We start from the raw sequence: 24,488 nt of genomic DNA, 5'->3' as shown, positions 1-24,488 counted from the left end.
CCCCGCAGACGAACGGATGCCGACCGTGAGCAAGATCCTCTCCATCCTGACGCGAGGCTGGTTCATCGGCCTGATCGGAATGCTGTTCCTCATCGTGCTGATCTGGTTCGTCGGACCGTTGATCGCCATCGGCTCGCTGCGGCCGTTCGACGGCGTCGCCGCCCGCCTGCTGGCGGCCTTGGTGCTGCTGGTGATCTGGGCCGCCTTCGTGCTGGTCGGCGTGCTGCGCCGTCGCAAGCGCCAGGAGACGCTGGTCGAGGGAATGACCGAGAACGCCGGCGCCTCGGCCGACGCGGGTCCGGAGGTCGAGGCCCTGCGCAAGGGCCTGCAAACCGCCCTGGGCGAGCTGCAGCGCCTGCGCCGCAAGGACGGCAAGAGCGGACGCGCCTATCTGTACGAGCTGCCCTGGTACATGATCATCGGCCCGCCGGGCTCGGGCAAGACGACGGCGCTGATGAACTCCGGCCTGGGCTTCCCGCTGGGCGATGAGCCGGGCAAGGCCAAGGTCTCGGGCGCCGGCGGCACCCGCAACTGCGACTGGTGGTTCACGGACGAGGCGGTGCTGCTCGACACCGCCGGGCGCTACACGACGCAGGATTCCGACACCGCCGTCGACGCCGCCGCCTGGGACGGGTTCCTGGGCATCCTGCGCAAGGCGCGGCCGCGCCAGCCGGTGAACGGCCTGATCGTGGCCATCAGCCTGGCCGACATCATGACCGTCTCGGAGGCCGAGCGGCGCGCCCACGCCCTGGCCATCCGCAAGCGCATATCCGAGCTCTATGACCGCCTCGGGCTGCGCCTGCCGGTCTACGTCATGCTGACCAAGTCCGACCTGGTGGCCGGCTTCATGGAATACTTCGCCGACCTGCGGCGCGAGGAACGCGCCCAGGTGTGGGGCATGACCTTCCCGGCCGAGACCGGCAAGCCGGGACAGGGCACCGACCCGCTGGACCTGTTCCCGGACGAATTCGACCTGCTGCTGGAACGCCTGGAAGAGCGGCGCCTGAACCGCCTGCACCAGGAGGACGACTACGCCCGCGCCGGCCTGATCTCCGGTTTTCCGTTGCAGGTGGCGGCGCTGCGCGATCCGGTGATGCAGGTGCTGGAGGAGGCCTTCCGCGCCAGCCGCTATGAGGAACCCGTGCTGCTGCGGGGTGTCTACTTCTCCAGCGGCACCCAGGACGGCACCCCCATCGACCGCGTCATGGCCGGGCTCGCCGGGCGCTTCGGCGTGCCGCCGGCGCGGTTCGGCGCCTTCCGGGGCCAGGGCCGCAGCTTCTTCCTCACCCGGCTGCTGCGCGAGGTGATGTTCCGCGAGGCCGGGCTGGTGGGCCGCAACCGGCGCGCCGAACAGCGCCAGAAGTGGAGCCGTATCGCCGCCCTGTCGGTGTCGGCCGTGCTGTTGCTGGGCGCGGTCGGCCTGTGGACCTGGAGCACCTTCGTCAACCTCGACCTGATGGCGCGCGTCCAGGACGGCCTCGACACCTACCGGGAGCAGGTCAGGGCCATCCTGCCGGGCAACGGCGACACGGTGGTCGTGGATTCCTCGGATCTGCCGCCGGTGCTGCCGCCGCTGGCCACCGTGCGCGACCTGCCGACCGGCTACGCCCACCGCGACGACCCGCGCCCGACCGGGTCCGGCTTCGGCCTGTACCAGGGCAAGAAGCTGGCCGAGCAGACCCGGACCGCGTACATCAACGCCCTGAACAGCCTGCTGCTGCCGCGCCTGACCTATCGCCTGCGCGAGATGCTGACGGAGGTGCAGGAGACCGAGTCCCTCTACAACCTGCTGAAGCTGTACCTCATGGTCGGCGCCATGGGGCCACTCGACGAGAATCTGGTGCGCCAGTGGGCCCACCTGGATACCCAGCGGCGCTACCCCGGCCGCCGCAACGCGGACATGCGCGACGAGATCGACGGCCATGTGGCCGCGCTGATGACCACCGTGCCGAAGGCCATGCCGCTCGACGGCGCGCTGGTGGAGCGCACGCGCACCATCCTCAAACGCCAGCCCCTGGCCGAGCGGGCCTATGCCCTCATCCGCAACAGCCGCGAGGCCAAGGCGCTGCCGGAATGGCGCATCGCCGACGCCGCCGGCCCGTCGGCGCAGCGCGTGTTCACCCGCCGCTCGGGCGCCGACCTGAACGAGGGCGTGGACGGGTTCTATACCTACGCCGGTTTCCACACGGTGTTCCTACCCATGATGCTGGACGTCTCGCGTGAGGTGGCGGCCGAAAGCTGGGTGCTGGGCGAGAACCAGACGCTGGACGACCAGCAGATCCGGCGCCTGGAACGTGATCTGGCGGCGCTGTACATGGACGACTACGTCGCCAAGTGGGATTCCATCCTGACCGACGTCGTGCTGGTGCCGTTCGACACCGCCGGCGAGGCGACCGAGGTCCTGAGCCTGCTGTCCGGTGCCAACTCGCCGCTGCGCAACCTCCTGACCGAGGTGGCCAACCAGACCCGCCTCGCGCGGCCGGAGGAACAGGGCGAGGGCGGCATCGCCGACCTGTCGTCGCTGGGTGGCGGCGGATCGGCGACGGAACAGGCGGAGGCCGTGGAACAGGCGGCCAGCCAGGCCCGGCAGACCGGACAGGCCCTGGGGCTCGGAACCGGGACGCTGTCAACGGTCGAGCGTCTGGCCGGCATCTTCTCTGATTCCGGGCTCGGCAGTGGCGGCGGCGGCGGCTTGGGCGGCGGCGGGGCCGGCGCCGAAGAGGCCACGTTGCCCGGCCAGTTCGTCAACGACCGCTTCCAGCGCCTGCACGCGTATGTCCTGGCGCTGAATGGTGGGACGCCGCCGCTGGAAAACCTGGTGCGCGAGCTCGACCAGGCCTACACCGAACTCCGGCGCGTCGCCGATAGCGGCGGCAATCTGGCGGCGCTGGCCGCCGGCGGCGGCGGCGGAGGCGGCGGCGTGGACACCATCCGCCGCCTGCAGACCGAGGCCGAGCAGGTGCCCGCCCCCTTGTCCGGGTGGCTGGAACAGATCGCCTCCGGCGGCAAGTCGGTGGCCGTCAGCAGCACGCGCGAGACGCTCAGCGGCGGCTGGAGCGCCGAGATCCTGCCCCTGTGCCGCGAGGCCCTGCACGGCCGCTATCCGTTCGCCTCGGGCGCGTCGCAAGAGGTCGCCCTGGCAGACTTCGCGCGCCTGTTCGCGCCGAACGGGCTGATCGACGGCTTCTTCAAGCAGAACCTGCTACCCTACGTGGACATGTCCTCCAAGCCGTGGCGCAGCCGCCGCAACGCCGGCATCGACCTGGGGCTGTCGCGTGCCACGCTGGCGCAGTTCGAGCGCGCCGCCGCCATCCGCGATGCCTTCTTCCCCACCGGCGGGTCGCAGCTTTCGGTGGCCTTCGAGGTGACGCCGGTGTCGCTGGACCCCAGCGCGGACCAGGTGATCCTGGAGGTCGACGGCCAGACGGTGCGCTACGGCCACGGCCCGGTGTCGACGCAGCGGATGCAATGGCCCGGCTCGACTCCGCGCACGCGCATTGCCTTCCAGCCGGACCTGCCCGGCGTGCAGTCCATGGTCTCGTTCGACGGACCGTGGGGGTTCTTCCGCCTGCTGGATCAGGCGCGGCGCCTGCAGGGCGGCACGGGTGATCGGTTCCAAGCCGTGTTCACCTCCGGCCCCCGCTCGGCCACCTTCGAGATCCGCGCCGGCAGCGTGTCCAATCCCTTCAACCTGCCGGAGCTGCGAGCGTTCCGGTGTCCAGGGGACCTGTGAATGCAGGGGCTGGGCTTCTACGGCAAGCTGCCGGCGCACGGCGATTTCGTGCGGCGCGGGATGACGCCCGCCCTGGCCACCGCCTGGGACGGCTGGCTGGGTGCGCTGATGGCGGCGGTGCGGGAGGACCTGGGGGAGGACGACTGGCTTGACGTCTACCTGACCAGCCCGGTCTGGCGCTTCGCCCTGGGCGCCGGCGTGGCCGGGGTGGCGCAGATCGGCGTGATGGTGCCCAGCGTCGACCGGGTCGGGCGCTATTTCCCGCTGGTTCTGGTCGCGCCCCTGACCGAGTCGCAGCCGCTGGCCATGGCCTTGCGCGCGGGGCAGGACCTGCTCGACCACCTGGAGGATCTGGCCTGTCATGTGCTGGACGCGGACTCGCTGGAGGCCGACGACCTGATGGCCAGCCTGGAGGCGTTGGACTGGGAGTGGCCCGCCGAGACGGCCGGCGACGCCGGGGTGTGCGAGGCCGGTGCCTGGGTGCCGCTGGGCGCGGGCTCCGCCGCCGACGCGGTGGCCGCGCTGTCCTGGGCGCTGGCGGGCGGCGGCGGGATGACACTGGCCGGCCGCGACGGCCTGTGGTGGAGCGAGGGATCGGAACGGGTCGGGCGCGGGCTGGTGCGCACGCGCGGCTGGCCGCCGCCGCACCAGGCGGTGGCGCTGCTGGACGGGGTCTGGTGGGCGCGCGGCTGGGCCGGGCGGACAACACCTGTTGACGACGTGGTGTGGGGGGCATGATGGCGACGGGACGGGGCCGATGAGCGAGGCAGCGCACGGGTACGTTCTGGACGTTCCCTATCTGGGGCGGGCCTATCCGCAGCACGCGCCGATTCACATCCATCTGGCCGCCACGCTGGCCGGAGTCGAGGCGCCGAGCCTGGAGCCGGGATCGGCGGTCCTGGAACTGGGCTGCGGCTACGCCAACGGGCTGATCTCGGCGGCCGCCGCGTATCCCCGCTGCGACTTCGTCGGCGTCGACTTCAATCCGACCCACATCGCCGCCGCCCGCCGCCGCGTGGCCGACCTGGACCTGGCCAATGTCTCCCTGCTTGAGGCCGACGTCGTCGATCTGGCGGCGGACCCGGGGTCCCTGCCGACCTTCGATCTGGTGATCGCGCATGGCCTCTACGCCTGGATCGGCGAACGCGAGAAGGCCGCCATCCGCAGCCTGCTGAAGCGGCATGTACGGGCCGGCGGCATGGTGTTCCTCAGCTACAACGCGCTGCCGGGCTCGGCCGGCATGGGCGTGCTGCAACGCGCCCTGTACGAGGCGGCGTCCCTGTCCGTCGGCCGCAGCGACCAGCGGCTGGCCGACGCGATCACGCACGTCAAGCGGCTGCGCGACGCCAAGGCCGCGCACCTGACCGACAACGCGCTGATCGATTCGCTGTTCGAGTCGCTCGACGAGGCCGACTCGGCCTATCTGATCCATGAATACCTGAATGCGCACTGGACGCCGCTGTACCACGCGGACGTCGCGCGCGACATGGAGGCGGCGGGCCTGACGTTCGTGGGCAGCGCGGTGCCGCACGAGGTCTTTCCCGACCTGATGCTGAGCCCGGACCAGAAGGCCGCGCTGGGCGACATTCCGGTGTCGAGCGTGCGCGAGACCTTGCGCGACTTCTTCATTCAGCGGGTGCTGCGCAAGGACCTGTACGTGCGCGGCCCGCGCCGCCTGACCGAGCGGGCGCGGGACCGTGCGCTGGACTCGCTGCTGATGTGCGCCGCCGTGGCGCCCGATGACGCGGACGTGCGCGTCCGCGTGCCGGCCGGACGCATCGACCTGGACCCGCCCTACAAGGCGGCGCTGGACCTGCTGTGGCGCGACGGGCAGGCGACGCTGCGGACGCTGTTGGACGGTCCGTTCGCCGGCACCGACCAGACCCGCGCCGAGGTCGTCGCCCTGCTGACCGCGGCCGCGATGGCGTATCCGTGCCTCGGGGCGCCGGGACCGGCGACGGTGACCGCCTGCCATCGGGCCTTGGCGCGCGCCGTCCAGGCGGTGCATGATGAGGGCCTGCAGGCGCGTCCGGGGGCGCTGGCCGTGCGGTTGGGCAGCGAGATCCCGGTCAGCGGCCTGGAGGCGCTGGTTCTGGAGGCGCTCGCCCGTGGCCGCCCGGCCGACGCCGAGACCCTGGTGCCGGAGATCTGGGCGCCGTTCGAGGCGCGCGGCGAGCTTGTGATGCATCAGGGCGAGGCGGTCTCGGATCCCGAGCGCTGCCGCGCCCTGCTAACCGACATGGTTCGCGCGATGCTGCCGGACCGCCTCCCGTTGTGGCGCGCCCTGGGCATGGTGCCCGAGGGCCGCGCCGCCGGGTAACCGTCCCCGCGTCCCGTGCCCCAGGGGTGCGAGGCCGCGCCGTGTTTCACCGCACCGGAAGGGCCATGTCACGCTTCCTGTCAGGATACACGCCGACGGACACACCACGTCCGCGCCGTGCGGGGACGGTGCCGCGATGAGCGCCGGCCGCAGCCGCGTGCGGTCCGTCGGCGTCAGCGACACGGGGCGGGTGCGCCGTGTCAACGAGGACGCCTTCCTGGAACGCCCGGACATCGGGCTGTGGGTGGTGGCCGACGGCATGGGCGGCCACAGCCGAGGCGATGTGGCCAGCAGCATGGTGTGTGACAGCTTGGCCGCCCTGCCGGCCCAGCACTCCGGGCTCGGCCTGTTGCACGCGGTGCGCGCGGCCCTCACGGACGTGCACGACGCCCTGGTGCAGGAGGCCCGGGCCATGGGCGGTGACCAGACCATGGGCACCACGGTTGTTGTGCTGTTGATCAACAATGATCACTACGCCTGCGTCTGGGCCGGCGACTCCCGGTGCTACGTGCTGCGCGACGGCGAGCTTGGCCGCCTGACGCACGACCACAGCGTGGTCCAGGACATGATCGACGCCGGCACGCTGGACGAAAGCCAGGCCGAATCGCATCCGCTCGCCAACGTGGTCACGCAGGCGCTGGGGGCGCCGGTGGACCTGGCCCTGTCGACCGTGCACGGTCCGTTGCGACGCGGCGACCTGCTGCTTTTGTGCTCGGACGGCCTGACGCGCATGGTGCCGGAGGAAGACGTGGCGCACCTCCTGCGGGAGGACGGTCTGGATGCGGCCCACAGCTTGGTCGCCCAAGCCGTGCGGGCTGGCGGTCGAGACAATATCACGGTGATCGTCGTCGATCCGTCCGGACGGGCGCCGGACGACGCGTACACCGAGCCCTCCCCCCGCACCGGTGACCTCCCGGACGATCTGTCATGGTCGGATCAGACAGTGAAACGCTGAGGCTCCGCCCTCACGATCTGCATTTGAGGGCCATGGGCCTCATGTAAGACCAGGCGAGACGGTCACCGTGTCGGTTCGGGTCGGTCCGGTCGGAGCGCCGGACCGGGAAGGGCGCCGGGTGTCGGCCCCGCCTACTCCCCGCCTACTCCGGCGCGCGGGTCTGCAGGGCCAGGGCGTGCAACTCGCCGCCCATGGAACCCTTCAGGGCGGCGTAGACCAGCTGGTGCTGCTGGACGCGCGTCTTGCCGCGAAAGGCCTCGGACACGATGTTGGCCGCGTAGTGATCGCCGTCGCCCACCATGTCGTCGATCGAAACCTGGGCGTCGGGAAAGGCCTCCTTGATCATGTTTTCCAACGTACCGGCGTCCATGGCCATGGGATGGGGCTCCCTTTTGCTGAGGTTGGGTGACATATCGCCGCCAACCTAGCCCATTCCGCCGCGTCCGGACCAGCCTTGTGCGGGGGCGCCCCTTGCATTGCGTCCGCGCCCGCCGTATAAGCCGGGCTCCCGCGCCACCTTTTGGGCTGGCGCGCGTTCGCCGTTGGCACCCCTGGAGGCCGACGGGCGAACACGGGACCACACTGGCGCCCCGTTTGGGCGCTTCACAGGAGAGAACGAACATGTCCGATATCAGCACGCTGCCGGTGCAGGGGCGCGAGCGGGCCGGTACGGGCGCGGCCCGCGCGGTGCGCCGCGAGGGGCTGGTGCCCGGCGTCATTTATGGCGACAGGAAGGAACCGGTCCTGATCAAGATGGATCCGCGCCCGCTGTGGGCCGAACTCTACAAGGGCGGCTTCTACGCCCGTCAGTACGACCTGGACCTGGATGGCGCCAAGCACCGCGTCATGGCCCAGGACCTCCATTTCCATCCGGTCTCCGACGCCATCCTGCACGTCGACTTCCTGCGCATCAGTGCCACGTCGCGCGTCACCGCCGAGGTGCCGGTGCGGTTCCTGAACGAAGAGCGCTGTCCGGGCCTGAAGCGCGGCGGCGTGCTCAACGTGGTGCGCCACGACGTGGAACTGGTCGGCACGCCGGACGCCATGCCGAGTGCCCTGGAGGTGGATCTGGTCGGTTTCGACGTCGGCGAGTCCATCCACATCAGCGCGGTGAAGCTGCCCGAGGGGGTCACCCCGACCATCACCGACCGCGACTTCACCATCGCCACCGTCACGGCGCCCTCGGGCATGAAGTCCGAGGCCGCCGAGGACGAGGGGGAAGAGGAGTCCGCATAGCCGCACGCGGCGGGCGATGACCGGATGCCCTGGCAGCGGGGTCAATGCCTGGTGTTCGATCCTTGACGGGCACCAGGCGTCCGGGCTGGTGGGCATTTGGCCCGCCGGACGGGGATCGATCCTAGTTCAGGGCGTCGAGAATGTCTTTTGAGACCTTTGTGCCCTTTAAATAACGCGATATGTTCCCTGAAAAAACCCGGGGTTTCTGCTCGCTAATTGCATCGCCTCCGACTTCTTGCACGATGACATTCCAAGAGTGTGGCTGACAATCGAGCGGGTCCGGAAGTCGTGGCGTCGCGCGCACCCAATCGTACAATTGGATATCCAGGGCATTTCGGTCCCTGAATGCGTCGGTCTCTTCGCATTCGATCTTGTATATCGATCGCGTCGGGTTGATGCGATCCGAGATCACATTCGGAAGCCCATTCGTCTGCAGGATATGGGAGGTGAGAAAAATCAAATCCTGTATCGTTCCGAAGGCAAAAAAATGGTCGGTCAGATTGCGAAGCGCTTGCTGCAAATCAGCGTCGCGGGCCGGTTGGTCAGGCTGTAGGCCCGCGAGTTGTTTGGTCATGACATTACAGTTCTCTTCCTTTGCCGTGAACGCCGCGAACTCATCAAGCGACGGAGACTCAGTGGCCCGCATTTTCAGATAGGAGTACTGAGATTTGGCGCGGCCCCAGGGGTCACGCAGAAGCGTCATCAAACGGAATGCCTGCCGCACCCTGGCATGGACACCAAACGGCAAATGAGAGGCAATAAACATGGCCGGAGCAGCGAATCTGATCTCTTGATTGCTCTGGTACTTATTGTCGTCCAGTCGGCCACAAAAAACATCTGGACAAGATATATTGTTTGTCCTGAGGAAGAGCTTCCAGGCATCCAGTCCGCAGTAAGCTGAAGAAAAGACCGTTATTCCGCCAGTTTTCTTCACGTGATAGAAAAAATAAGGCGCCAGCTTGCCTTCCGCCGGTTGTAGCGCGCCTTGGATATAATCAAAATCCATTGATTCTGTCCACAGCACCACCGCGCCATTGCCCCGAACGAGCCACAAGCCCATGAAATCGCTGGTGCCGCAGGAGGGACTTGAACCCCCGACCCACGCATTACGAATGCGTTGCTCTACCAGCTGAGCTACTGCGGCGCCGAATGGCCAGTGCGGCCCGTGCGGAACGCGCACCATAAGCGCCTCGCCCGTGCCTGACAAGCGCCCAATTGCGTCCCGCCGCCGGTCGTGGTGGCGGCCCCGAGTCGGCGACTCGGGGGCATGACCATATACACTTTGGTTTTAATCCGAACGATCTGGTCCGCGCGATCGAACGGCTTGCGAACTGAAAATCTACATCTTGGGATGCAATTGGCGCGGTATACCTCAACATGTCGCCAGTCTGTCCACCGAACAAAAAGACAGGGACAAGTGTTTGCCATCGCGGCAAAAGCGAGTCATATGCAGTTTGGGCAGGGGACGGTAACGGTTTTGGTCCACCATCAAGGCGAGGAGAGGCCTTGAGACCGCCCCGGGGGGATTACGGTCCTGTCCGCCGGATCGGATGTCGCGGTTCGCCGTGCCGGCATGAACGCCCCAGCCAATCAGGAGAGATTGCGCCGTGACCTACCACACAAAGACGCTCCGCGAGTTCCTGCCCGGCGGATTGATGTCGCGCTTGAACGTCCTCGCCTCCCGAACCGGCCGCAGCCCGGAAGAATGCCTGGTCCAGGCCGTGGGAGAGTTCTGCGACACCTGGGAAGACTACCACCGGATGCTCGATGTCCTGGTGCTGAACGAGGACGAACGGCGGACCTTGCGCGTGGTCAATGAGTAAGGCGCCCCAGTTTTATGCCAGTAGCTGACCGCCATTGATCTCCAGCACCTGTCCGGTCATGTAGCCGCCCAGCGTCGGTGCCAGCAGGGCCAGGACCGGACCGGCGCAGTCCTCCGGCGTGCCGAGACGCCCCAGCGGAATCCCGTCGCGGGTGCGGGCCAACTTCTCCGGCGTCGAATGCCGCTGGTGAAAGGCCGTGTCGATCGTGCCCGGCGAGATCGCGTTGACGCGGATCCCGCGCGGTCCCAGCTCCTTCGCCAGTGAACGCGTCAGCGTCGACAGGAACGCCTTGGCGGCGCTGTACATGGACGAGCCCGGGCTGCCCCCCGTGCGCGCGCTGATTGAGGACACGAACACGACCGAGGCCCGGTCGCTGGCGTCCAGGTGCGGCAGGGCCGCCTGGGTCACCTTGATGGCCTGCCGGACATTCAGATCGAACACGCGGTCAAGGAATGCGTCGTCGATGGACTCGAACGGCACGCGGTCGACCATGCCGCCGGCGTTGTTGACCACCGCGTCCAGGCCGCCCAGGGCATCGGCCGCCCACGCCGCCACCGCCGCCGGCCCGTCCGGGGACAGCAGGTCGGCGGCGCGCGTCACGACCGCGCCGGCGCCGTTCCGTTCCAGGGCCGCCGCCGCGTCCCCGCCGGCGTGATATTGCACCGCCACCCGGGCGCCGGCCCCCGCCAGCGCCCGGGTGATGCCGCCGCCGATGCCGGTGGCGCCGCCGGTCACCAGCACGCGCAGTTCGTCCAGGTCGGTCATCCTCGCTCCTTTCCTGTCGTGTCAGGCCGTCCCCTCTGGCCCTGGCGGGCCATCCGGTCCTATACCAGACGGACCGCCCCGTCCAAAAGGAGCCCGCCGCCCATGCCCGCGCCCGATGCCCCGACGCAGGATCGTGACAGCCTCAACGCCCGCGCCGACGCCGTGACCGTCGACCACCGCGAGGCGGCGTTCCGGGGCTACTTCCACATCGATCGCTACCGCCTGCGCCACGCCCTGTTCGCCGGCGGCGAGGGGGCACCCATTACGCGCGAACTGCTGGAGCGCGGTCACGCCGTCGCCCTGCTACCGTATGATCCGGTCCGCGACGTGGTGGTGCTGATCGAACAGTTCCGGATTGGCGCCCTGGGCGCGGGCCTGGGGCCGTGGCTGCTGGAGGTCGTCGCCGGCATCATCGACGACGGAGAGGACGCGGCGGCGGTGGCCGAGCGCGAGACGCTGGAGGAAAGCGGGTGCCGTGTGACGGCGCTGGAGCGGGTGCAGACGTGGCTGTCCTCGCCCGGCTGCACGTCGGAGACGGTGACCTTGTTCGTCGGCCGGGTGGACGCCGGGGCGGTGGCCGGGGTGCACGGCCTGGCCGACGAGGGCGAGGATATCCGTCCCGTCGTCATGCCGGTCGACGCGTTGTTCACCCTGATGCGGGCCGGGCGCCTGGACAACGCCACCATCCTGATCGCCGCGCAATGGCTGGCGCTGAACCACGCCGATCTGCGCGCGCGCTGGCGAACGGTGCCGGGCGAGTAGGCGGTGACGGGGGCGTGGCGGCGACCGCGTCCGCCTGTTCGGAACAGGCGGCCCCAGAAGATGGTGCCCCAGAGTATGGTGCCCAGGAGAAGACTCGAACTTCCACGGCCTTGCGGCCACAGGTACCTGAAACCTGCGCGTCTACCAATTCCGCCACCTGGGCAGGGGCACGGGCATTTGGGCGCCGGAGGCCGGGTTTCTACCCACCCGCCCGGCGCCTGTCAACGAAGAATTCGCCGGCGGTCGCCGATGCCCGCCGCCCGAAGCAGTGTCTCGACACCATCCGCCGGGCGTCGGGCAGGGCTCCGAATCAAGGGTGCAGGCGCGCAATGTGTCCCCGAGTGCATTGAACCAGACAAAAATATGCAATGAGCATCATTTGTCAGAGCCCGTCCGGAAAGTCTCGAAGACCACAATATGTGGGGTGCCGGTCCCCAGAACGAGCACCGTCCGTGGTACCCATAAGGGCTTTCCGGACAGACACTCAGGATCGAAAATGCACTAGATTCATAATGTTGTGCGACGTTTGCCCTCAAGGGCGAAACCCTTGAGGGCGTCGCCGCACTCGGTCGTCGTCCCCATTCCGGAAACCCCGGGTCAACGCATGGCGGATCACCTTGCGCATCACCGTGGGCAGGGCGTGGTCGTCCAGCTTGTCCAGCGGCACCCAGACACCGCGCGCCCGCGGGTTGGCGCCCACCCGGGCCATGACCACCGATAGCTCCAGGTGGAAGTGGGTGAAGGTGTGCGCCACCAGCCCCGGCACCACGTGCCAATCGACGAAGGGCAGGGGCGCCGTCGTCGCCACCGCCTCGCCCGGGTCGGGCATCGGCGCCGCCTCCCACGGCGACGACGGCAGTTCCATCATGCCGCCCAGCAGGCCCTTGGCCGGGCGCTGGCGCAGCAGCAGGGCGCCGTCCTTGCGCTGGATCCAGAACATCACCGCGCGCCGCGTCGGCCGTTCGGCCTTGGCGCCCTTGCGCGGCAGGGTCTCGGCCACACCCCCACGCAGCCCGCGGCAGTCCGGTCGCCACGGACACAGCCCGCACGCCGGGGAACGGGGCGTACACAACGTCGCGCCCAGGTCCATGACCGCCTGGGCATGGTCGCCGCAGCGTTCGGCCGGGGTCAGGGCGTCGGCCAGCGCGCGCAGCGTGGGCTTGGCGCCGGGCAACGGCTCCTCGACCGCGAACAGGCGCGCCATGACACGCTCGACGTTGCCGTCCACCACCACCGCCCGTCGCCCGAAGCAGATGACGGCGATGGCGGCGGCGGTGTAGGCGCCGACCCCAGGCAGGGCGCGCAGGCCCTCTTCCGTTGTGGGAAACTCCCCGCCGTGCTCGTCGGCGACCACACGGGCGCACTTCAACAGGTTGCGGGCGCGGGCGTAATAGCCCAGGCCGGCCCATTCGGTCATCACCGCCGCATCGTCGGCCTTCGCCAGCGCGCGCACCGTCGGCCAGCGCGCCAGAAACCGCGCGTAGTACGGCTTGACCGCCGCCACCGTGGTCTGTTGCAGCATGATCTCCGACAGCCACACGGCGTAGGGGTCGGGCGTCTCGCCCGGCCGGGGCCGCCACGGCAGGTCGCGCCGCTCGCGGTCGTACCAGGCCAGCAGGCGCGCGCCGAGGTCGGCGGCGGCGGCGGGGTCGGGCCGGTCGAGATCAGGCATGGGGGCGGAAGCGGCGCGGCGCGCCATGCGCGGACTCTCCTTGGGACGACAAACCTGGCTTGACCGACGCCGGCCGGTCCAGAACCATGTGTGATCAACAACACCGGCAAGGCAACAGGCATGACCGATCCCAACACCCCCGCCGTGCCGCCCGCCTGGCTGCGGCGCCTGGTCACCGAGGAGGGCGAGCGCCTGCCGGTGCGCGACCTGACCAGCCGCAGCCGGCGCTCGCGGCCGCTCGGCCAGTTGGTCGAGCCCGCCACGCGGCGCATGTTGGGGCGGCGGGGGATCGCGCTGGCGCCGCTGCTGGCGCACTGGGAGGCCATCGTCGGCCCCGCCCTGGCGCGCCATTGCGTGCCGGTGCGTCTGGTGATGCCGCGCGGTAAAGGTCAGGCGGCCCAGGGGGGCGGGACCCTGCACGTCAAGGCCGCCGCCGGGGCCTTCGCCACCGAACTCGTGCACCGCGCCCCGCTGCTGTGCGAGCGGATCAACACGCACCTGGGCTTCCGCGCCGTCGAGTCCCTCAAGGTGGCGCAGGGGCCGCTGGCGGGCGCGGCGGCGCGCCGGGCCGGCCGCGCCGTGCGCGCGCTACCGCCGGCGCCGCCGCCGGCTCACGCCGTGCAGGCGCTGGAAACCCGACTGGCCTCGGTCGCCGACGACGACCTGCGGGCGGCGCTGGACCGCCTGGGCCGGGCGATGCTGCGGACGCGCTCCCCGAACTAGAACATCTCGCCCACACATCAATCCCTGCGCGCGACAATTTCCTCAAAAGGTCTCACAACCTTCATGAACCTCTCACCGTCCTGAAACACAGCCCTGATACCGTCCCCCGCCGGCAACAACTTTTCACGGTGGGAGACCCTCCAGATGTCAGACGTTTACAGCCCGGCCCAGGCCGACGGCGACGCCTTCACGCTGCAACTGCTGCACGCCTCCGACCTGGAAGGCGGCGTCGACGCCATCGACCGCGCGGCCAACTTCGCCGCCATCGTCGACTACTTCAAGAGCGCGATGGGCAACACGCTCACCATCTCGGCCGGCGACAACGTCATCCCGGGGCCGTTTTTCAACGCCGCCCTGTTCACCGATGACGCCGTGTTCAACGACGCGGCCAACACGCTGTTCGGCCTGACGTCCGACGAGATGTACGCGGCCCTTGAGGGTGCGCGCGGTCGCATCGACATGGCGATCATGAACGCCATCGGCTTCGACGCCTCGGCGCTGGGCAACCACGAGTTCGACCTGGGCACCGGCACCATGGCCGACTACATCCGTCCGTCCCTGGGCGACGAGGGGCTGACGGACGACGAGTGGCTGGGCACGACCTTCCCCTACCTGTCGGCCAACCTGGACTTCTCCGGCGACGGTTCGCTGTCCGGGACCGCCTCGACCAGCGTGCTCGACATGAGCAGCTACGTCAGCGGCGGCCCGACCGAAAGCGCCGCCGGCACCGAATCGCCGCGCATCGCCCCGGGTGCCCTGTTCACCGTGGACGGCGAGCTGATCGGCGTGGTGGGCGCGACGACGCCGCTGCTCTCCACCATCTCCTCGCCCGGCGACGTGTCGGTCGCCGCCGGTGGCAACGACATGGCCGCGCTGGCCGCCATCCTGCAGCCGGTCATTGACGAGATGATCGCCGCCGGCTCCAACAAGATCATCCTGACCACCCACCTGCAGCAGATCGCGCTGGAGAAGGAACTGGCGGGCCTTCTCTCCGGTGTCGACATCATCATCGCCGGCGGCTCCGACACCCTGCAGGCCGACGCGACCGACACCCTGCGCAGTGGCGATGTCGCGGCCGAGACCTACCCGTTCGTCACCACCAACGCCGACGGCGATACCACGGTGATCGTCAGCACCGACGGCGAGTACAGCTACGTCGGCCGCCTGGTGGTCGGCTTCGACGCCAATGGCCGCGTCAACGCCGACAGCATCAATGCCGACGAAAGCGGCGCCTACGCCACCACCGATGACGTCGTGACCAGCCTGTGGGGCGAGGCGGATCCCTTCGCCGAGGGCGACACCGCCGATCAGGTCCAGGACCTGGTGGCCGGCGTCGAGGCCATCGTCAACGAGCAGGACGGCGTCATCACCGGCACCACCGACGTTTTCCTGGAAGGCCGCCGCTCGTTCGTGCGCACCGAGGAAACCAACCTGGGCAACCTGACCGCCGATGCCAACCTGGCCCTGGCGAAGTCCCACGACTCCTCGGTCATGATCTCGATCAAGAACGGCGGCGGCATCCGCGCCCAGATCGGTGAGGTGCTGAAGGACGGCTCCCTGGTGGCCCCGCAAGGCAACAGCGACGCCGGCAAGGACGTGGGCGATGTCTCTCAGCTCGACATCGTCAACGCCCTGCGCTTCAACAACGGCCTGACGCTGCAGACCGTCACCTACGAGCAGCTCGCCGAGATGCTGGAACACGCGGTCGCTGCCTCGGGCGACGGCGCCACGCCCGGCCAGTTCGCCCAGGTGTCCGGCGTGCGCTACAGCTACGACACCAGCCTCGACGCCGGCAGCCGCATCGTCAACGCCGCCATCGTCGACGGCCAGGGCTCTGTGGTCGAGACCCTGGTGGTGAATGGCCAGTTCGTCGCCGATCCCACCGAGACGGTGCGCATCGTCACCCTTGATTTCCTGCAGAAGAACAACGGCGATGGCTACCTGTTCCAGGATTACGTCGCGGCCCTGGGCGAGGAGACCGCCAACGTCGTCCACCTGGAAGAGGTGCTGAGCGGCGCCGGCAACGCCACCTTCGCCGACCCCGGCAGCGAGCAGGACGCCCTGGCCGAATACCTGATGGCCAACTACCCTGACGGCAACGGCTTCGCCGGCGCTGAAACCCCGGCCAGCGAGGATCTCCGGATCCAGAACCTGGCCGATCGCGACGACGCCGTGTTCGGCAGCGCCACGTCCCTGTTCGACGAGAGCCTCTACCTCGCCAACAATTTGGACGTGGCGGCCGCGGTGGCGGCCGGCGTGTTCAGCAGCGGCGCGGAGCACTACGATCTGTTCGGCCGCCATGAAGGCCGTGATCCGAACGCGTTCTTCGACACCGACTATTACCTGAACACCTACAGCGACGTGGCCGACGCCGGGGTCAACCCGTTCGACCACTACAACACCCACGGCTGGCAGGAGGGCCGCGATCCCTCCGCCACGTTCGACACCAGCGCCTACCTGGGCAACAACACGGACGTCGCCGGCGCCGAGGTCAATCCGCTGTTCCACCTGATCCAGTATGGCCTGTCCGAAGGCCGCTACAGCAGCGACGTGGCGGACGTGGCGTAATGCGTAATACCGGCCGACGCAGGGATTGACCGCTCCTGCCGGCCTGCCATCACACCGCGGCTCGAGATTCCTCGCCCCTACTGGGTTCGGGATGACAGATGTGGTTGTTTCATATCATATTATGTCATCCCGAACGCCCCGGAAGGGGCGGAGGGATCTCGGGAACAGGGAAGAAAGGGGACGGTTGAACGAGTCACCCCAAATGTCGGCCGGTCTAACACGCCGATTAGTGAACCAACGTTCATTGAAAATGACCGCCGACGTCCGTAGCCGGACGGGGTCGAACCTCCGTTCGGAACCGTGTCAGCCGAGAACAACGGCTCGGTCCGGCGGTGATCGGCGCCGCGAAGCGGCGGGCCGCGCGCTGAGCCACCGAGCCCGGCGGATTGCTCCACTGTGCGGGGCGAATCCGCCCTACGGCTTCCGCTCTTCAGTCGACACGCTGCGATCGGTTACAACTTTAGGCAGCGTCAAGCTTCGTTCCATCCTATCGCACAAAGCCAAGTCAGTCGCGCCCTCCGAGCAGCCTGCTTAAGAAGCCGCGCTTGCACCACCGCAACTGCCGCCATTCATCGAGATGACTGTCGCTCTCGGCTGCATCTGCAGCATGGTCCATGGTCAAGGGCCCCTCGAACGCGAAGGCCAGAGCATCACGCCATTCCGGCGATGCTTCCCAGTGGTGGAGATACTGGGATCGGGCGTTGGCGTCGAGCCCCAGCCAGAAGGGCCGGAAGACGGTGTCGGTCCAGGCCTCCTCCGCACCTTGAGTCGGCGGGAACTCCAAGGGGGTCATCTTGGGGAAGACCTGCCATGGGGGCGGGATCACCGTTAGACGGCCATTTTCTTCGGTCATCACTCAGTTTTCGTACGGGCTTACTCTTGCTACTGCAAGCCTCGTCCTGCCTGTCCGGAGGCGTAGAACCACGTAGAATGACACCGCCGCCGCGCCCGGCGTGGGCACGGCGGCGGCTTGTCCGGTCCCGGAGGGGGATTGGTCCACGCTAACGATTTGATTTAGAGCAGATTCACGTGAACAATCTGAAACACGAGGTGATTCAGATTGTTCACGATCTGCTCTAGAAGCGCGCGGTGGCCTTCTTCCAGGCGTCGCTCATGGCGTCCCAGGATTTCTCGAAGCCGGTCTTGATGTCGTCCCAGGCGTCACCGCTCGAGTCGCGCAGTTTGTCGAGGTGGGCGCGGGTCTCTTCCATGCGCTTGCCCAACTCTTCCTTCTGCTCTTCCCACTTGACCTTGGCGTCGGCGCCGGCCTGTTCCGCCTTGGCCTGGGCCTTGTCGTACTCAGCGCGCCATTCCTTCAGCTGCGCTTCCATCTTTTCCTGATAGGCTTTGCGGTCCGTCTCACTCATGGACTGACTCCCTTTTCTTGTGATCGGCTGCGGCCCCGGCGACCGTTCGCCACCGATGGCCCTCTCGTCCCTATCAACGACTCAGTCGCGCTGACGTTCCCTCTGACGGGTGCGGACATTTCGGGGCTTGGCCTTTCTGTACGGGTGGGTATGGTCTCAGGAAAACGAAACGCGGCCGGCGGCGCGGGGGCGGCGTCCGGTCCCCGGGGGAGACACCGACCATGGCGTATCTGGAGCTCGGTCCGTCCGACGGGCTGTCTTTCGAGTACGATCCGCCGGCGCACGACCGGCCGACTCTGGTCTTCGTCAACGCGCTGACCGGGCACACCGGCGTCTGGCAGGCCGTGGTGGCGCCGCGCTGCCGGGCAGCCGGCTTGGGCACGCTGTGCTGGAACTTCAGGGGTCAACAGGACAGCCCGTTCGCGCCCGGCACGGTGCTGGATGCCGCCCTGATCACCGAGGACCTGCGCCGGCTGGTCACCCATGTGGCGCCGCCCCGGCCGCTGCCGGTGGGTCTGTCGATCGGCGGCCTGTACGCCGCCCGGGCGGTGCTGGCGGGGATGCCGGCCGAGCGGCTGGTGCTGCTGAACACGCTGCGGCGCATCGGCCCGCGCATCGCCTGGATCAACGACGCCATGCTGGCGGCGGTGAAGACTGGCGGCTTCCCGCTGCTGCTGGATATGGTCCTGCCGCTGCTGACAAACCAGGACTTCCAGGCGGCCAACCGGGCCAAGTTCCTGACGGGCGCGCCTTATGTTCCGCAGGACCCCGACCACGGGCACGTCCGCCTGATGGAGGCCGCCGGCGGCACGGACTGGGACCTGCCCTACGAGTCCCTGACCCTGCCGGTGCTGACCATCACCGGCTTGCAGGACCGGCTGTTCCTCGACCTGCCGGTGGTGGAGGAGCTGCGCGGGCGTCTGCCCGACGCCCGCCACCTGACCTGGGAGGATGCGGGCCACCTGCTGCCGCAGGAGCATCCCGAACGGCTGGCCGACGCCCTGATCGCCTTCGCCGGGGAGGCCTGAGGCATGTGGAGCAATCCCGCCGTGGCGTACGGGGCCGTGCTGATCGGCGTGCTGGGCCATGCCTCCAGCGAGTTCGTCGCCGTCTATTCGGGCGTGGCTGGACCGGAGGTGTCGAGCTGGCGCTATCTGCTGGGCGGCACCGGCCTGCTGCTGGTGGCGCTGGCCGTGCCGGGCGCGCGCGACATGATCACCCCGTTGCGCGAGGCCGGCGGGCGGCTGCTCGCCCTGTCCCTGATCGGCGTCAGTCTCGCCTATCTGCTGTTCCATTGGGCGCTGGACCACGCCACGGTGATCCAGGTGGCCACCCTGGTCACCACCATCCCCATCTGGGTCGGACTGGCCAACCTGGTCATCAACCGCCAGCCCATCAGCGCCGCCAAATGGCTCACCGGCGCGGCCGCCGTGCTGGGCGTGGCCCTGTTGCTGACGGACGGCGTCCTGGGCCGACTGGTCGAGTCCGGCGAGTCGCTGGTCGGCCTGCTAATGGCCCTGGGGTGTGCCGCCCTGGTGGCGGTCTATTCGGTGCTGATGAAGCCGATCATCGGCCGCTACGGCGCCTTGCGCACCACCGCACTGTCCATGTTCCTGGGCGGGATTGGGCTGTGGCTGCTGGTGGGCGTGGCGTTCGGCGTGTGGGTTGATCCCACAACCTTGCCGGAGCGGCCGCCGCGCGAGGCCTGGAGCCTGCTGGCCATCGGGCTGTGGAACACCACCCTGACGCAGTATCTGTGGATCGGCGGGCTGGCCCACGCGCCGGACATCACGCGGGCGAGCTACCTGTTCTTCCTGAAACCCGTGATCGCGGCGGCGCTGGCGCTGGTGATCCTAGCGCAGCCGATCACCGCCATCCAGATGGCGGCCATCGCCGTCATCTGCGGCGCGGTGCTGGTGGAGTTCCTGTGGCAGAGACGGCGCCAGCGAGCCGGGGCGGCGAGATAGGGGACGCGCCACTCAGCGGCCGTAGCCGCAGTCACACCGGGCGCCCGGCGCGTGCCAGGCGCCGCAGTTGGGGCAGCGCACCAAGTCCTCGGCCGGTGGAGCGCCGCTCCCCTCGCCGCGCTCGCTCATCCGCTTGCGCACAGCGTCCTGGGCCGCCTTCTCCACCCGCTGGCGCAGGCTGGGGCGGTCCTTCGACGACGATCCGCCAAGGGCGCGGCTGTAGTACTTGAAGGCGCCCCACACCACGGCCACCACGAGGACCGTGAAGAGCACCTTGCCGAGGCTGACTCCGAACATGCGGTGGTTATCGCCCGGGGGGTCACAACGGGTCAAGGGCCGCCGCGGCGGGACGCAGGGCGCACTGGTGGGCTTCGCGCGCCCGCTCATCGACCCAGAGCGTGTCACCGACTTGCCATGATCCGCCCGCCCACGCCATAAGGGGCGGCGGAGACGGTGGGGGAGCAGGGCGAACCATGGCAGCGGGGGCGGTGGCGGCGGGCCACGACGAAACGGCAGCGGCGGCGGTCGAGATCCTGGAGGACGGGGGCACCGCCTTTGATGCCGTGGTGGCGGCGCTGGCCGCGTCGTTCGTGGTCGAACCGGCCCTGAGTTCCCCCGGCGGCGGCGGGTTCCTGCTGGCGCACCCCGAGGGACAATCGCCGCTGGTGCTGGACTTTTTCGCCCAGACCCCGGGTCGTGCCGCGTCGGTCGACCGGGCGGCGTTGGACTTTGTGCCCGTGGACGCCGATTTCGGCGCCACCACCCAGGAATTTCACGTCGGCTGTGCCGCCGCCGCCGTGCCGGGCATGATTCCCGGTCTGTGCGCCATCCAGCGCGACCTGGGCCGGCTGCCGCTGGCCCGCCTGCTGGAGCCGGCCATACGGCTCGCCCGAAGCGGGCCACCGCTGGCGCCTCTGCAGGCGCATATTATGGGAGTCATTGCGCCCATCCTGACGCACACGGCGGGGGCGCGCGCGGTGTTTGGCGCGGTTGGCGACGACTCCCGGCCGTGCCCGGCGAACGCGCCGCTGCCCATGCCGGCCCTGGCGGACACGCTGGAGGCGCTCGGCCGCGAGGGTGAGCGGCTGTTCCGCGACGGTCCGGCCGCGCGGGCGATGGCCGCCCTGTGCGCCGAGGGGGGCCTGCTCACCCTGGAGGATATCCGAGCGTACCGCGTGCTGCGCCACGCGCCCCTGGATCGGCGCTTTCGGGGGTCGCGGGTGCTGACCAACCCGCCGCCGTCGTCGGGTGGGGCGCTGATCTCGTTCGGGCTGGCCCTGGCCGAGGACGGGCCGGCGCCCGATCCGGTGCGACTGGCGGATATCATGCACCTGACCGGCCAGGCGCGGGACGCCGTCGGCCTCGCATCGGGTGTCACCGAGGAGCGGGTCGCCCGCCTGCTGGCGGACCCGGAGCTGGCCCGGTGGCGCGCCGCGCTGAAGGACCGGGCCTGCAAGGTGGGCGGCACGACCCACATGTCGGTCCTGGACGGTGCCGGCAACGCCGCCGCCTGCACGGTGTCGAACGGCGAGGGCTGCGGGCACATGGTCCCCGGCCTGGGCTTCATGCTCAACAACATGCTGGGTGAGGAAGACCTCAACCCGAACGGCTTTTTCGGCTGGCGGCCGGATGAGCGGGTGTCCTCGATGATGGCGCCGAGCCTGCTCGAACGCCCGGACGGCACGGTGATGGCTCTGGGCTCGGGCGGGTCGAACCGCATCCGTACGGCCCTGCTGCAGGTGATCTGCGGCTTGGTGGCCGGCGAGCGCGCGCCAGCCGAGGCGGTGGAGGCGTCGCGCCTGCACATGGAACGCGGCCATCTGGACATCGAGGCCGGTTGGGACGCGGAGAGTGTTGCCGCCCTGGCGGCCGCCTGCTCCGAGCATCGCGTCTGGCCGGACCGCTCCATGTTCTTCGGCGGTGTGCATGTGGCGCTGCGCCATGCGGACGGCACGTTCGAGGCGGTCGGCGACCCTCGCCGGGGCGGGGCGGCACGGCTGGCGCGCTGACCGAAGGAAGGACGGCCGCGCCCTTTGCGCGGTGGCGGGGTCGGGCGGCGGTCGGCTATCCTCTTGGAGGACGCGCGTCCAGTCCGGTGTTCGTTCCAGGGCGTCCCCAACCAGCAGCAGGAGGAGGTTCCCCATGCGTCTGACCTTCCGTCCGGTCGCCGTGGCGACCGCCGTCGCCCTGGCCGTCGCCCTCGCGGTGCCGGCGATGGCCCAAGGCACGGTCTCGAAGTCAACCGCCGGTGCGACGTCATCGTCCGGCCAAATGATGACCAAGATCACCACGGCCGACGTGGCCGCGATCCTCGACGAGGCCGGGGTTCGATACGAAATCACGACCGACGACGTCGGCGATCCGCTGATTGTCGCCGACGGTACGGCGGCGCTGGTCGGCGAGCGTTTGGCGGTGTTCTTCCATGATTGCCAGCCTGTGGGATGCGAAGACATCCGCATGTACAGCTACTACCGCTCGCGCAGCGGCGTCGGCCTGGATACGATCAACGAATACAACAAGGGCCTGCGTTGGGGGCGGGCGTTCCTCGACGACGACAACGACCCGGTCCTGGAACTGGACATCAACGCCACCGGCGGCATCGGGCGCGAAGCTCTTCGCGTTCTCGTCAACACGTACCTCAGCAGCATGAACACCTTCGCCGCTAAGGTGGACGCACCGTGAGTTGAGAGTTCTGTCGCGGACGAGCAAAAGCCGGATCCGAATCAGGGTCTGACTGTGACCCACGGTGAAAACGGGGATGGTGGTTCGGGCCGTCCCCGCCCGGCACACGCGGCTCCGCTCCCCGATCCAGACCGGACCCCGCAGGCTCATGCCCAAGACGCCGTCAACTCCCGTCCAGGCCGACCCAACGCGGGACCTTGCCGTCCTGTTCACGCCGAAGCTCGTCACCGTGCTGCGGGAAGGGTATGGGCTGCGGGAGTTGCGCGCCGACGCCGTCGCGGCGCTGACCGTGGCCGTCGTGGCCCTGCCGTTGTCGATGGCCATCGCCATCGCGTCCGGTGTCTCTCCTGACCGGGGTTTGTACGCGGCCATCGTCGGCGGGTTTATCATCTCCCTGATCGGCGGCAGCCGCTTCCAGATCGGCGGCCCGGCGGGGGCCTTCATCGTTCTGGTGGCGGGCACGGTCCACCAGCACGGTGTCGACGGAATGCTGCTGGCGACCATGATGGCAGGCGTCATCCTGCTGGTGATGGGGGCTTTGCGGCTGGGCAGTTATATTCAGTTCATTCCATACCCTGTCACGGTCGGCTTCACCGGCGGCATCGCGGTCATCATTTTCGCGAGCCAGATCAAAGACCTGTTGGGCCTGTCCCTGAACGCGCCAGAACCCGGACCTCTGTTCGACAAGATCCCGGTGCTGTGGCACAGCCTGCCCACCGTGACGCCGTCCGCCGTTGCCGTGGCGTTGGGGACCATCGCCGTCATCCTGGCGCTGAAGCGCTGGCGGCCCGCGTGGCCCAGCCTCCTGCTTGCCGTTGTCGGTGCGGCCTTGGTCACGCTACTGGCGGACCTGCCGGTGGCAACCATTGGCAACCACTTCGGTGGGATTCCCCAGGGCCTGCCGATGCCGGCCTTGCCGCCCATGACGTGGGAAAAAGTGGTGGCGGTCTTGCCCAATGCCCTGGCCTTCGCCCTGTTGGGATCGATTGAATCCCTGCTTTCGGCAGTGGTGGCCGACGGCATGACCGGACGACGGCACCGGTCCAATTGCGAACTGTTGGCCCAGGGCACAGCCAACATTGGCACCGCCCTGTTCGGCGGCATGGTGGTCACCGGCGCCATTGCCCGCACCGCCACCAATATCCGCGCGGGCGCCCACGGGCCGGTCGCCGGGATGCTGCACGCCCTGGTCCTGCTGGCTTTTGTCATGATCGCGGCGCCACTCGCCGCCTATATTCCCTTGGCGGCGCTGGCCGGGGTTTTGACCGTCATCGCCTGGAACATGTTGGAAAAAGACGCCTTCGTGACCCTGTTGCGTTCCAGCCGGGGGGACGCGGCGGTTCTGTTGGTGACCTTCCTGCTGACAGTGTTCCGCGATCTGACGGAAGCCATCATCGTCGGCTTCGCGTTGGGCGCGCTGTTGTTCATCCACCGCATGTCGCGCGCCGTTTCGATCGAGGCCCATGTTCCTCCGGTTGGCGAGGACCGTGCGGACGGATCGCCAGCCGAACGGACACCCTACCACCCGCAAGAGGCGACCGACCGCGGTGTGGTGGTCTATCGCATCAGTGGCGCCTTTTTCTTCGGTGCCGCTGCGACCGTGGGGTCTGTTCTGGACCGGATTGCCGACGCGCACACGGCGCTTGTTCTGGACTTCGCCAATGTACCGTTCATCGACTCTTCGGCGGCCAACATGCTCAACGGACTGGTCCGCAAGGCGCACCGGCACGGAGTCGCGGTCTATCTCACGGGCACGTCTCGCGGCGCGCGGAAGGCGTTGCTGACGCACGGGGTGCGGTCACCGCTGGCGACCTACGCCCCGTCCATCGATGATGCGGTGGAGCGTGCCCGAGGGCCACGGTCGGACTCGCCCCCACCGGACTAGCATCCAGGTTACCGGCCGTTCCGCGCCAAG

Annotated in this window: 21 protein-coding genes and 2 tRNA genes; 14 read left to right on the top strand and 9 right to left on the bottom strand. The window is 68.8% G+C overall.

What is annotated here, in order from left to right:
• Positions 1–25: 25 nt before the first annotated feature.
• The 4 genes from tssM (at position 26) to Q0309_RS08070 (ending at position 7,008) form a co-directional block, all read left to right on the top strand.
• A complete protein-coding gene (gene tssM / locus Q0309_RS08085) occupies positions 26–3,733 on the top strand; it encodes a type VI secretion system membrane subunit TssM (protein ID WP_299439331.1) in 3,708 nt (1,235 codons plus the stop codon).
• Positions 3,734–4,471, top strand: a complete 738-nt coding sequence (gene tagF, locus Q0309_RS08080) for a type VI secretion system-associated protein TagF (protein ID WP_299439329.1) — start codon at positions 3,734–3,736, stop codon at positions 4,469–4,471. It begins immediately after the preceding gene.
• Between the two features lie 19 nt (positions 4,472–4,490).
• On the top strand, positions 4,491–6,053 hold the full coding sequence (locus Q0309_RS08075; protein WP_299439327.1) for a class I SAM-dependent methyltransferase: 1,563 nt from the start codon (positions 4,491–4,493) through the stop codon (positions 6,051–6,053).
• Positions 6,054–6,189: 136 nt separating this feature from the next.
• Positions 6,190–7,008, top strand: a complete 819-nt coding sequence (locus Q0309_RS08070; protein ID WP_299439325.1) for a protein phosphatase 2C domain-containing protein — start codon at positions 6,190–6,192, stop codon at positions 7,006–7,008.
• Between the two features lie 142 nt (positions 7,009–7,150).
• Here Q0309_RS08070 and Q0309_RS08065 read toward each other — a convergent pair whose 3' ends face one another.
• Positions 7,151–7,384 (bottom strand): BolA family protein, encoded by a 234-nt coding sequence (locus tag Q0309_RS08065; protein WP_299439323.1) that lies wholly within the window; start codon positions 7,382–7,384, stop codon positions 7,151–7,153.
• A gap of 245 nt (positions 7,385–7,629) precedes the next feature.
• On the opposite strand from Q0309_RS08065, the gene Q0309_RS08060 reads away from it, so the two are divergent.
• Positions 7,630–8,244, top strand: a complete 615-nt coding sequence (locus Q0309_RS08060) for a 50S ribosomal protein L25/general stress protein Ctc (RefSeq protein ID WP_299439321.1) — start codon at positions 7,630–7,632, stop codon at positions 8,242–8,244.
• 121 nt (positions 8,245–8,365) lie between these two features.
• Here the strand turns inward: Q0309_RS08060 and Q0309_RS08055 are convergent, their stop codons facing one another.
• Together Q0309_RS08055 and Q0309_RS08050 are read right to left on the bottom strand one after the other, a co-directional pair.
• Positions 8,366–9,250, bottom strand: a complete 885-nt coding sequence (locus tag Q0309_RS08055; protein ID WP_299439319.1) for a hypothetical protein — start codon at positions 9,248–9,250, stop codon at positions 8,366–8,368.
• A gap of 62 nt (positions 9,251–9,312) precedes the next feature.
• Positions 9,313–9,388, bottom strand: a tRNA-Thr gene (locus tag Q0309_RS08050).
• 463 nt (positions 9,389–9,851) lie between these two features.
• On the opposite strand from Q0309_RS08050, the gene Q0309_RS08045 reads away from it, so the two are divergent.
• Complete coding sequence (locus Q0309_RS08045; RefSeq protein WP_299439317.1) at positions 9,852–10,067, top strand: ribbon-helix-helix protein, CopG family; 216 nt, start codon at positions 9,852–9,854, stop codon at positions 10,065–10,067.
• A 12-nt stretch (positions 10,068–10,079) separates the two neighbouring features.
• Here Q0309_RS08045 and Q0309_RS08040 read toward each other — a convergent pair whose 3' ends face one another.
• The gene (locus tag Q0309_RS08040) at positions 10,080–10,832 is read right to left on the bottom strand and encodes an SDR family oxidoreductase (RefSeq protein ID WP_299439315.1); all 753 of its coding nucleotides are present in this window, start codon (positions 10,830–10,832) and stop codon (positions 10,080–10,082) included.
• 102 nt (positions 10,833–10,934) lie between these two features.
• Between Q0309_RS08040 and Q0309_RS08035 the strand changes: the two genes are divergently transcribed.
• Entirely contained in the window at positions 10,935–11,594 is a 660-nt protein-coding gene (locus tag Q0309_RS08035) for an NUDIX domain-containing protein (protein WP_299439314.1), read from the top strand.
• Positions 11,595–11,670: 76 nt separating this feature from the next.
• On the opposite strand, the gene Q0309_RS08030 is transcribed toward Q0309_RS08035, so the two are convergent.
• Together Q0309_RS08030 and mutY are read right to left on the bottom strand one after the other, a co-directional pair.
• Positions 11,671–11,757, bottom strand: a tRNA-Leu gene (locus Q0309_RS08030).
• Positions 11,758–12,126: 369 nt separating this feature from the next.
• Positions 12,127–13,266, bottom strand: coding sequence for an A/G-specific adenine glycosylase (gene mutY, locus Q0309_RS08025; protein ID WP_299439435.1), 1,140 nt, complete (start codon positions 13,264–13,266; stop codon positions 12,127–12,129).
• A 120-nt stretch (positions 13,267–13,386) separates the two neighbouring features.
• Between mutY and Q0309_RS08020 the strand changes: the two genes are divergently transcribed.
• Positions 13,387–13,989 (top strand): DUF721 domain-containing protein, encoded by a 603-nt coding sequence (locus Q0309_RS08020; protein ID WP_299439312.1) that lies wholly within the window; start codon positions 13,387–13,389, stop codon positions 13,987–13,989.
• Positions 13,990–14,133: 144 nt separating this feature from the next.
• Positions 14,134–16,557 (top strand): bifunctional metallophosphatase/5'-nucleotidase, encoded by a 2,424-nt coding sequence (locus Q0309_RS08015; RefSeq protein ID WP_299439310.1) that lies wholly within the window; start codon positions 14,134–14,136, stop codon positions 16,555–16,557.
• Positions 16,558–17,062: 505 nt separating this feature from the next.
• Here the strand turns inward: Q0309_RS08015 and Q0309_RS08010 are convergent.
• Positions 17,063–17,410 (bottom strand): hypothetical protein, encoded by a 348-nt coding sequence (locus Q0309_RS08010; protein WP_299439308.1) that lies wholly within the window; start codon positions 17,408–17,410, stop codon positions 17,063–17,065.
• A gap of 223 nt (positions 17,411–17,633) precedes the next feature.
• Positions 17,634–17,924, bottom strand: coding sequence for a coiled coil domain-containing protein (locus Q0309_RS08005; RefSeq protein ID WP_299439306.1), 291 nt, complete (start codon positions 17,922–17,924; stop codon positions 17,634–17,636).
• Positions 17,925–18,145: 221 nt separating this feature from the next.
• Here Q0309_RS08005 and Q0309_RS08000 point away from each other — a divergent pair, with 221 nt between their 5' ends.
• On the top strand, positions 18,146–18,952 hold the full coding sequence (locus tag Q0309_RS08000; protein WP_299439304.1) for an alpha/beta hydrolase: 807 nt from the start codon (positions 18,146–18,148) through the stop codon (positions 18,950–18,952).
• Positions 18,953–18,955: 3 nt separating this feature from the next.
• Positions 18,956–19,891, top strand: coding sequence for a DMT family transporter (locus tag Q0309_RS07995; protein WP_299439302.1), 936 nt, complete (start codon positions 18,956–18,958; stop codon positions 19,889–19,891).
• Between the two features lie 12 nt (positions 19,892–19,903).
• Here Q0309_RS07995 and Q0309_RS07990 read toward each other — a convergent pair whose 3' ends face one another.
• Positions 19,904–20,188, bottom strand: coding sequence for a hypothetical protein (locus tag Q0309_RS07990; RefSeq protein ID WP_299439300.1), 285 nt, complete (start codon positions 20,186–20,188; stop codon positions 19,904–19,906).
• A gap of 176 nt (positions 20,189–20,364) precedes the next feature.
• Between Q0309_RS07990 and Q0309_RS07985 the strand changes: the two genes are divergently transcribed.
• The 3 genes from Q0309_RS07985 (at position 20,365) to Q0309_RS07975 (ending at position 24,458) form a co-directional block, all read left to right on the top strand.
• Entirely contained in the window at positions 20,365–21,900 is a 1,536-nt protein-coding gene (locus Q0309_RS07985) for a gamma-glutamyltransferase (RefSeq protein WP_299439298.1), read from the top strand.
• Positions 21,901–22,033: 133 nt separating this feature from the next.
• The gene (locus Q0309_RS07980; RefSeq protein ID WP_299439296.1) at positions 22,034–22,573 is read left to right on the top strand and encodes a YbjN domain-containing protein; all 540 of its coding nucleotides are present in this window, start codon (positions 22,034–22,036) and stop codon (positions 22,571–22,573) included.
• Positions 22,574–22,721: 148 nt separating this feature from the next.
• Entirely contained in the window at positions 22,722–24,458 is a 1,737-nt protein-coding gene (locus Q0309_RS07975) for a SulP family inorganic anion transporter (protein WP_299439293.1), read from the top strand.
• Positions 24,459–24,488: the final 30 nt, after the last annotated feature.

The sequence above is a fragment of the uncultured Rhodospira sp. genome (genome assembly GCF_937138205.1).
In the GTDB taxonomy this organism is placed as follows: domain Bacteria; phylum Pseudomonadota; class Alphaproteobacteria; order Rhodospirillales; family Rhodospirillaceae; genus Rhodospira.
The sequence above is the reverse complement of the archived record's forward strand: the minus strand, read 5'-3'. Positions and strand labels throughout refer to the sequence as shown.

Excerpts from the sequence above, each read along its gene's own strand:
- Q0309_RS08065 (WP_299439323.1), bottom strand. The coding sequence starts at position 7,384 with ATGGCCATGGACGCCGGTACGTTGGAAAACATGATCAAGGAGGCCTTT.
- Q0309_RS08035 (WP_299439314.1), top strand. The coding sequence starts at position 10,935 with ATGCCCGCGCCCGATGCCCCGACGCAGGATCGTGACAGCCTCAACGCC.
- mutY (WP_299439435.1), bottom strand. The coding sequence starts at position 13,266 with ATGCCTGATCTCGACCGGCCCGACCCCGCCGCCGCCGCCGACCTCGGC.
- Q0309_RS08010 (WP_299439308.1), bottom strand. The coding sequence starts at position 17,410 with ATGACCGAAGAAAATGGCCGTCTAACGGTGATCCCGCCCCCATGGCAG.
- Q0309_RS08060 (WP_299439321.1), top strand. The coding sequence starts at position 7,630 with ATGTCCGATATCAGCACGCTGCCGGTGCAGGGGCGCGAGCGGGCCGGT.
- Q0309_RS08000 (WP_299439304.1), top strand. The coding sequence starts at position 18,146 with ATGGCGTATCTGGAGCTCGGTCCGTCCGACGGGCTGTCTTTCGAGTAC.
- Q0309_RS07985 (WP_299439298.1), top strand. The coding sequence starts at position 20,365 with ATGGCAGCGGGGGCGGTGGCGGCGGGCCACGACGAAACGGCAGCGGCG.
- tagF (WP_299439329.1), top strand. The coding sequence starts at position 3,734 with ATGCAGGGGCTGGGCTTCTACGGCAAGCTGCCGGCGCACGGCGATTTC.
- Q0309_RS08055 (WP_299439319.1), bottom strand. The coding sequence starts at position 9,250 with ATGGATTTTGATTATATCCAAGGCGCGCTACAACCGGCGGAAGGCAAG.
- Q0309_RS08040 (WP_299439315.1), bottom strand. The coding sequence starts at position 10,832 with ATGACCGACCTGGACGAACTGCGCGTGCTGGTGACCGGCGGCGCCACC.
- Q0309_RS08020 (WP_299439312.1), top strand. The coding sequence starts at position 13,387 with ATGACCGATCCCAACACCCCCGCCGTGCCGCCCGCCTGGCTGCGGCGC.
- Q0309_RS07990 (WP_299439300.1), bottom strand. The coding sequence starts at position 20,188 with ATGTTCGGAGTCAGCCTCGGCAAGGTGCTCTTCACGGTCCTCGTGGTG.
- Q0309_RS08005 (WP_299439306.1), bottom strand. The coding sequence starts at position 17,924 with ATGAGTGAGACGGACCGCAAAGCCTATCAGGAAAAGATGGAAGCGCAG.
- Q0309_RS07975 (WP_299439293.1), top strand. The coding sequence starts at position 22,722 with ATGCCCAAGACGCCGTCAACTCCCGTCCAGGCCGACCCAACGCGGGAC.
- Q0309_RS08075 (WP_299439327.1), top strand. The coding sequence starts at position 4,491 with ATGAGCGAGGCAGCGCACGGGTACGTTCTGGACGTTCCCTATCTGGGG.
- Q0309_RS07995 (WP_299439302.1), top strand. The coding sequence starts at position 18,956 with ATGTGGAGCAATCCCGCCGTGGCGTACGGGGCCGTGCTGATCGGCGTG.
- Q0309_RS07980 (WP_299439296.1), top strand. The coding sequence starts at position 22,034 with ATGCGTCTGACCTTCCGTCCGGTCGCCGTGGCGACCGCCGTCGCCCTG.
- Q0309_RS08070 (WP_299439325.1), top strand. The coding sequence starts at position 6,190 with ATGAGCGCCGGCCGCAGCCGCGTGCGGTCCGTCGGCGTCAGCGACACG.
- Q0309_RS08015 (WP_299439310.1), top strand. The coding sequence starts at position 14,134 with ATGTCAGACGTTTACAGCCCGGCCCAGGCCGACGGCGACGCCTTCACG.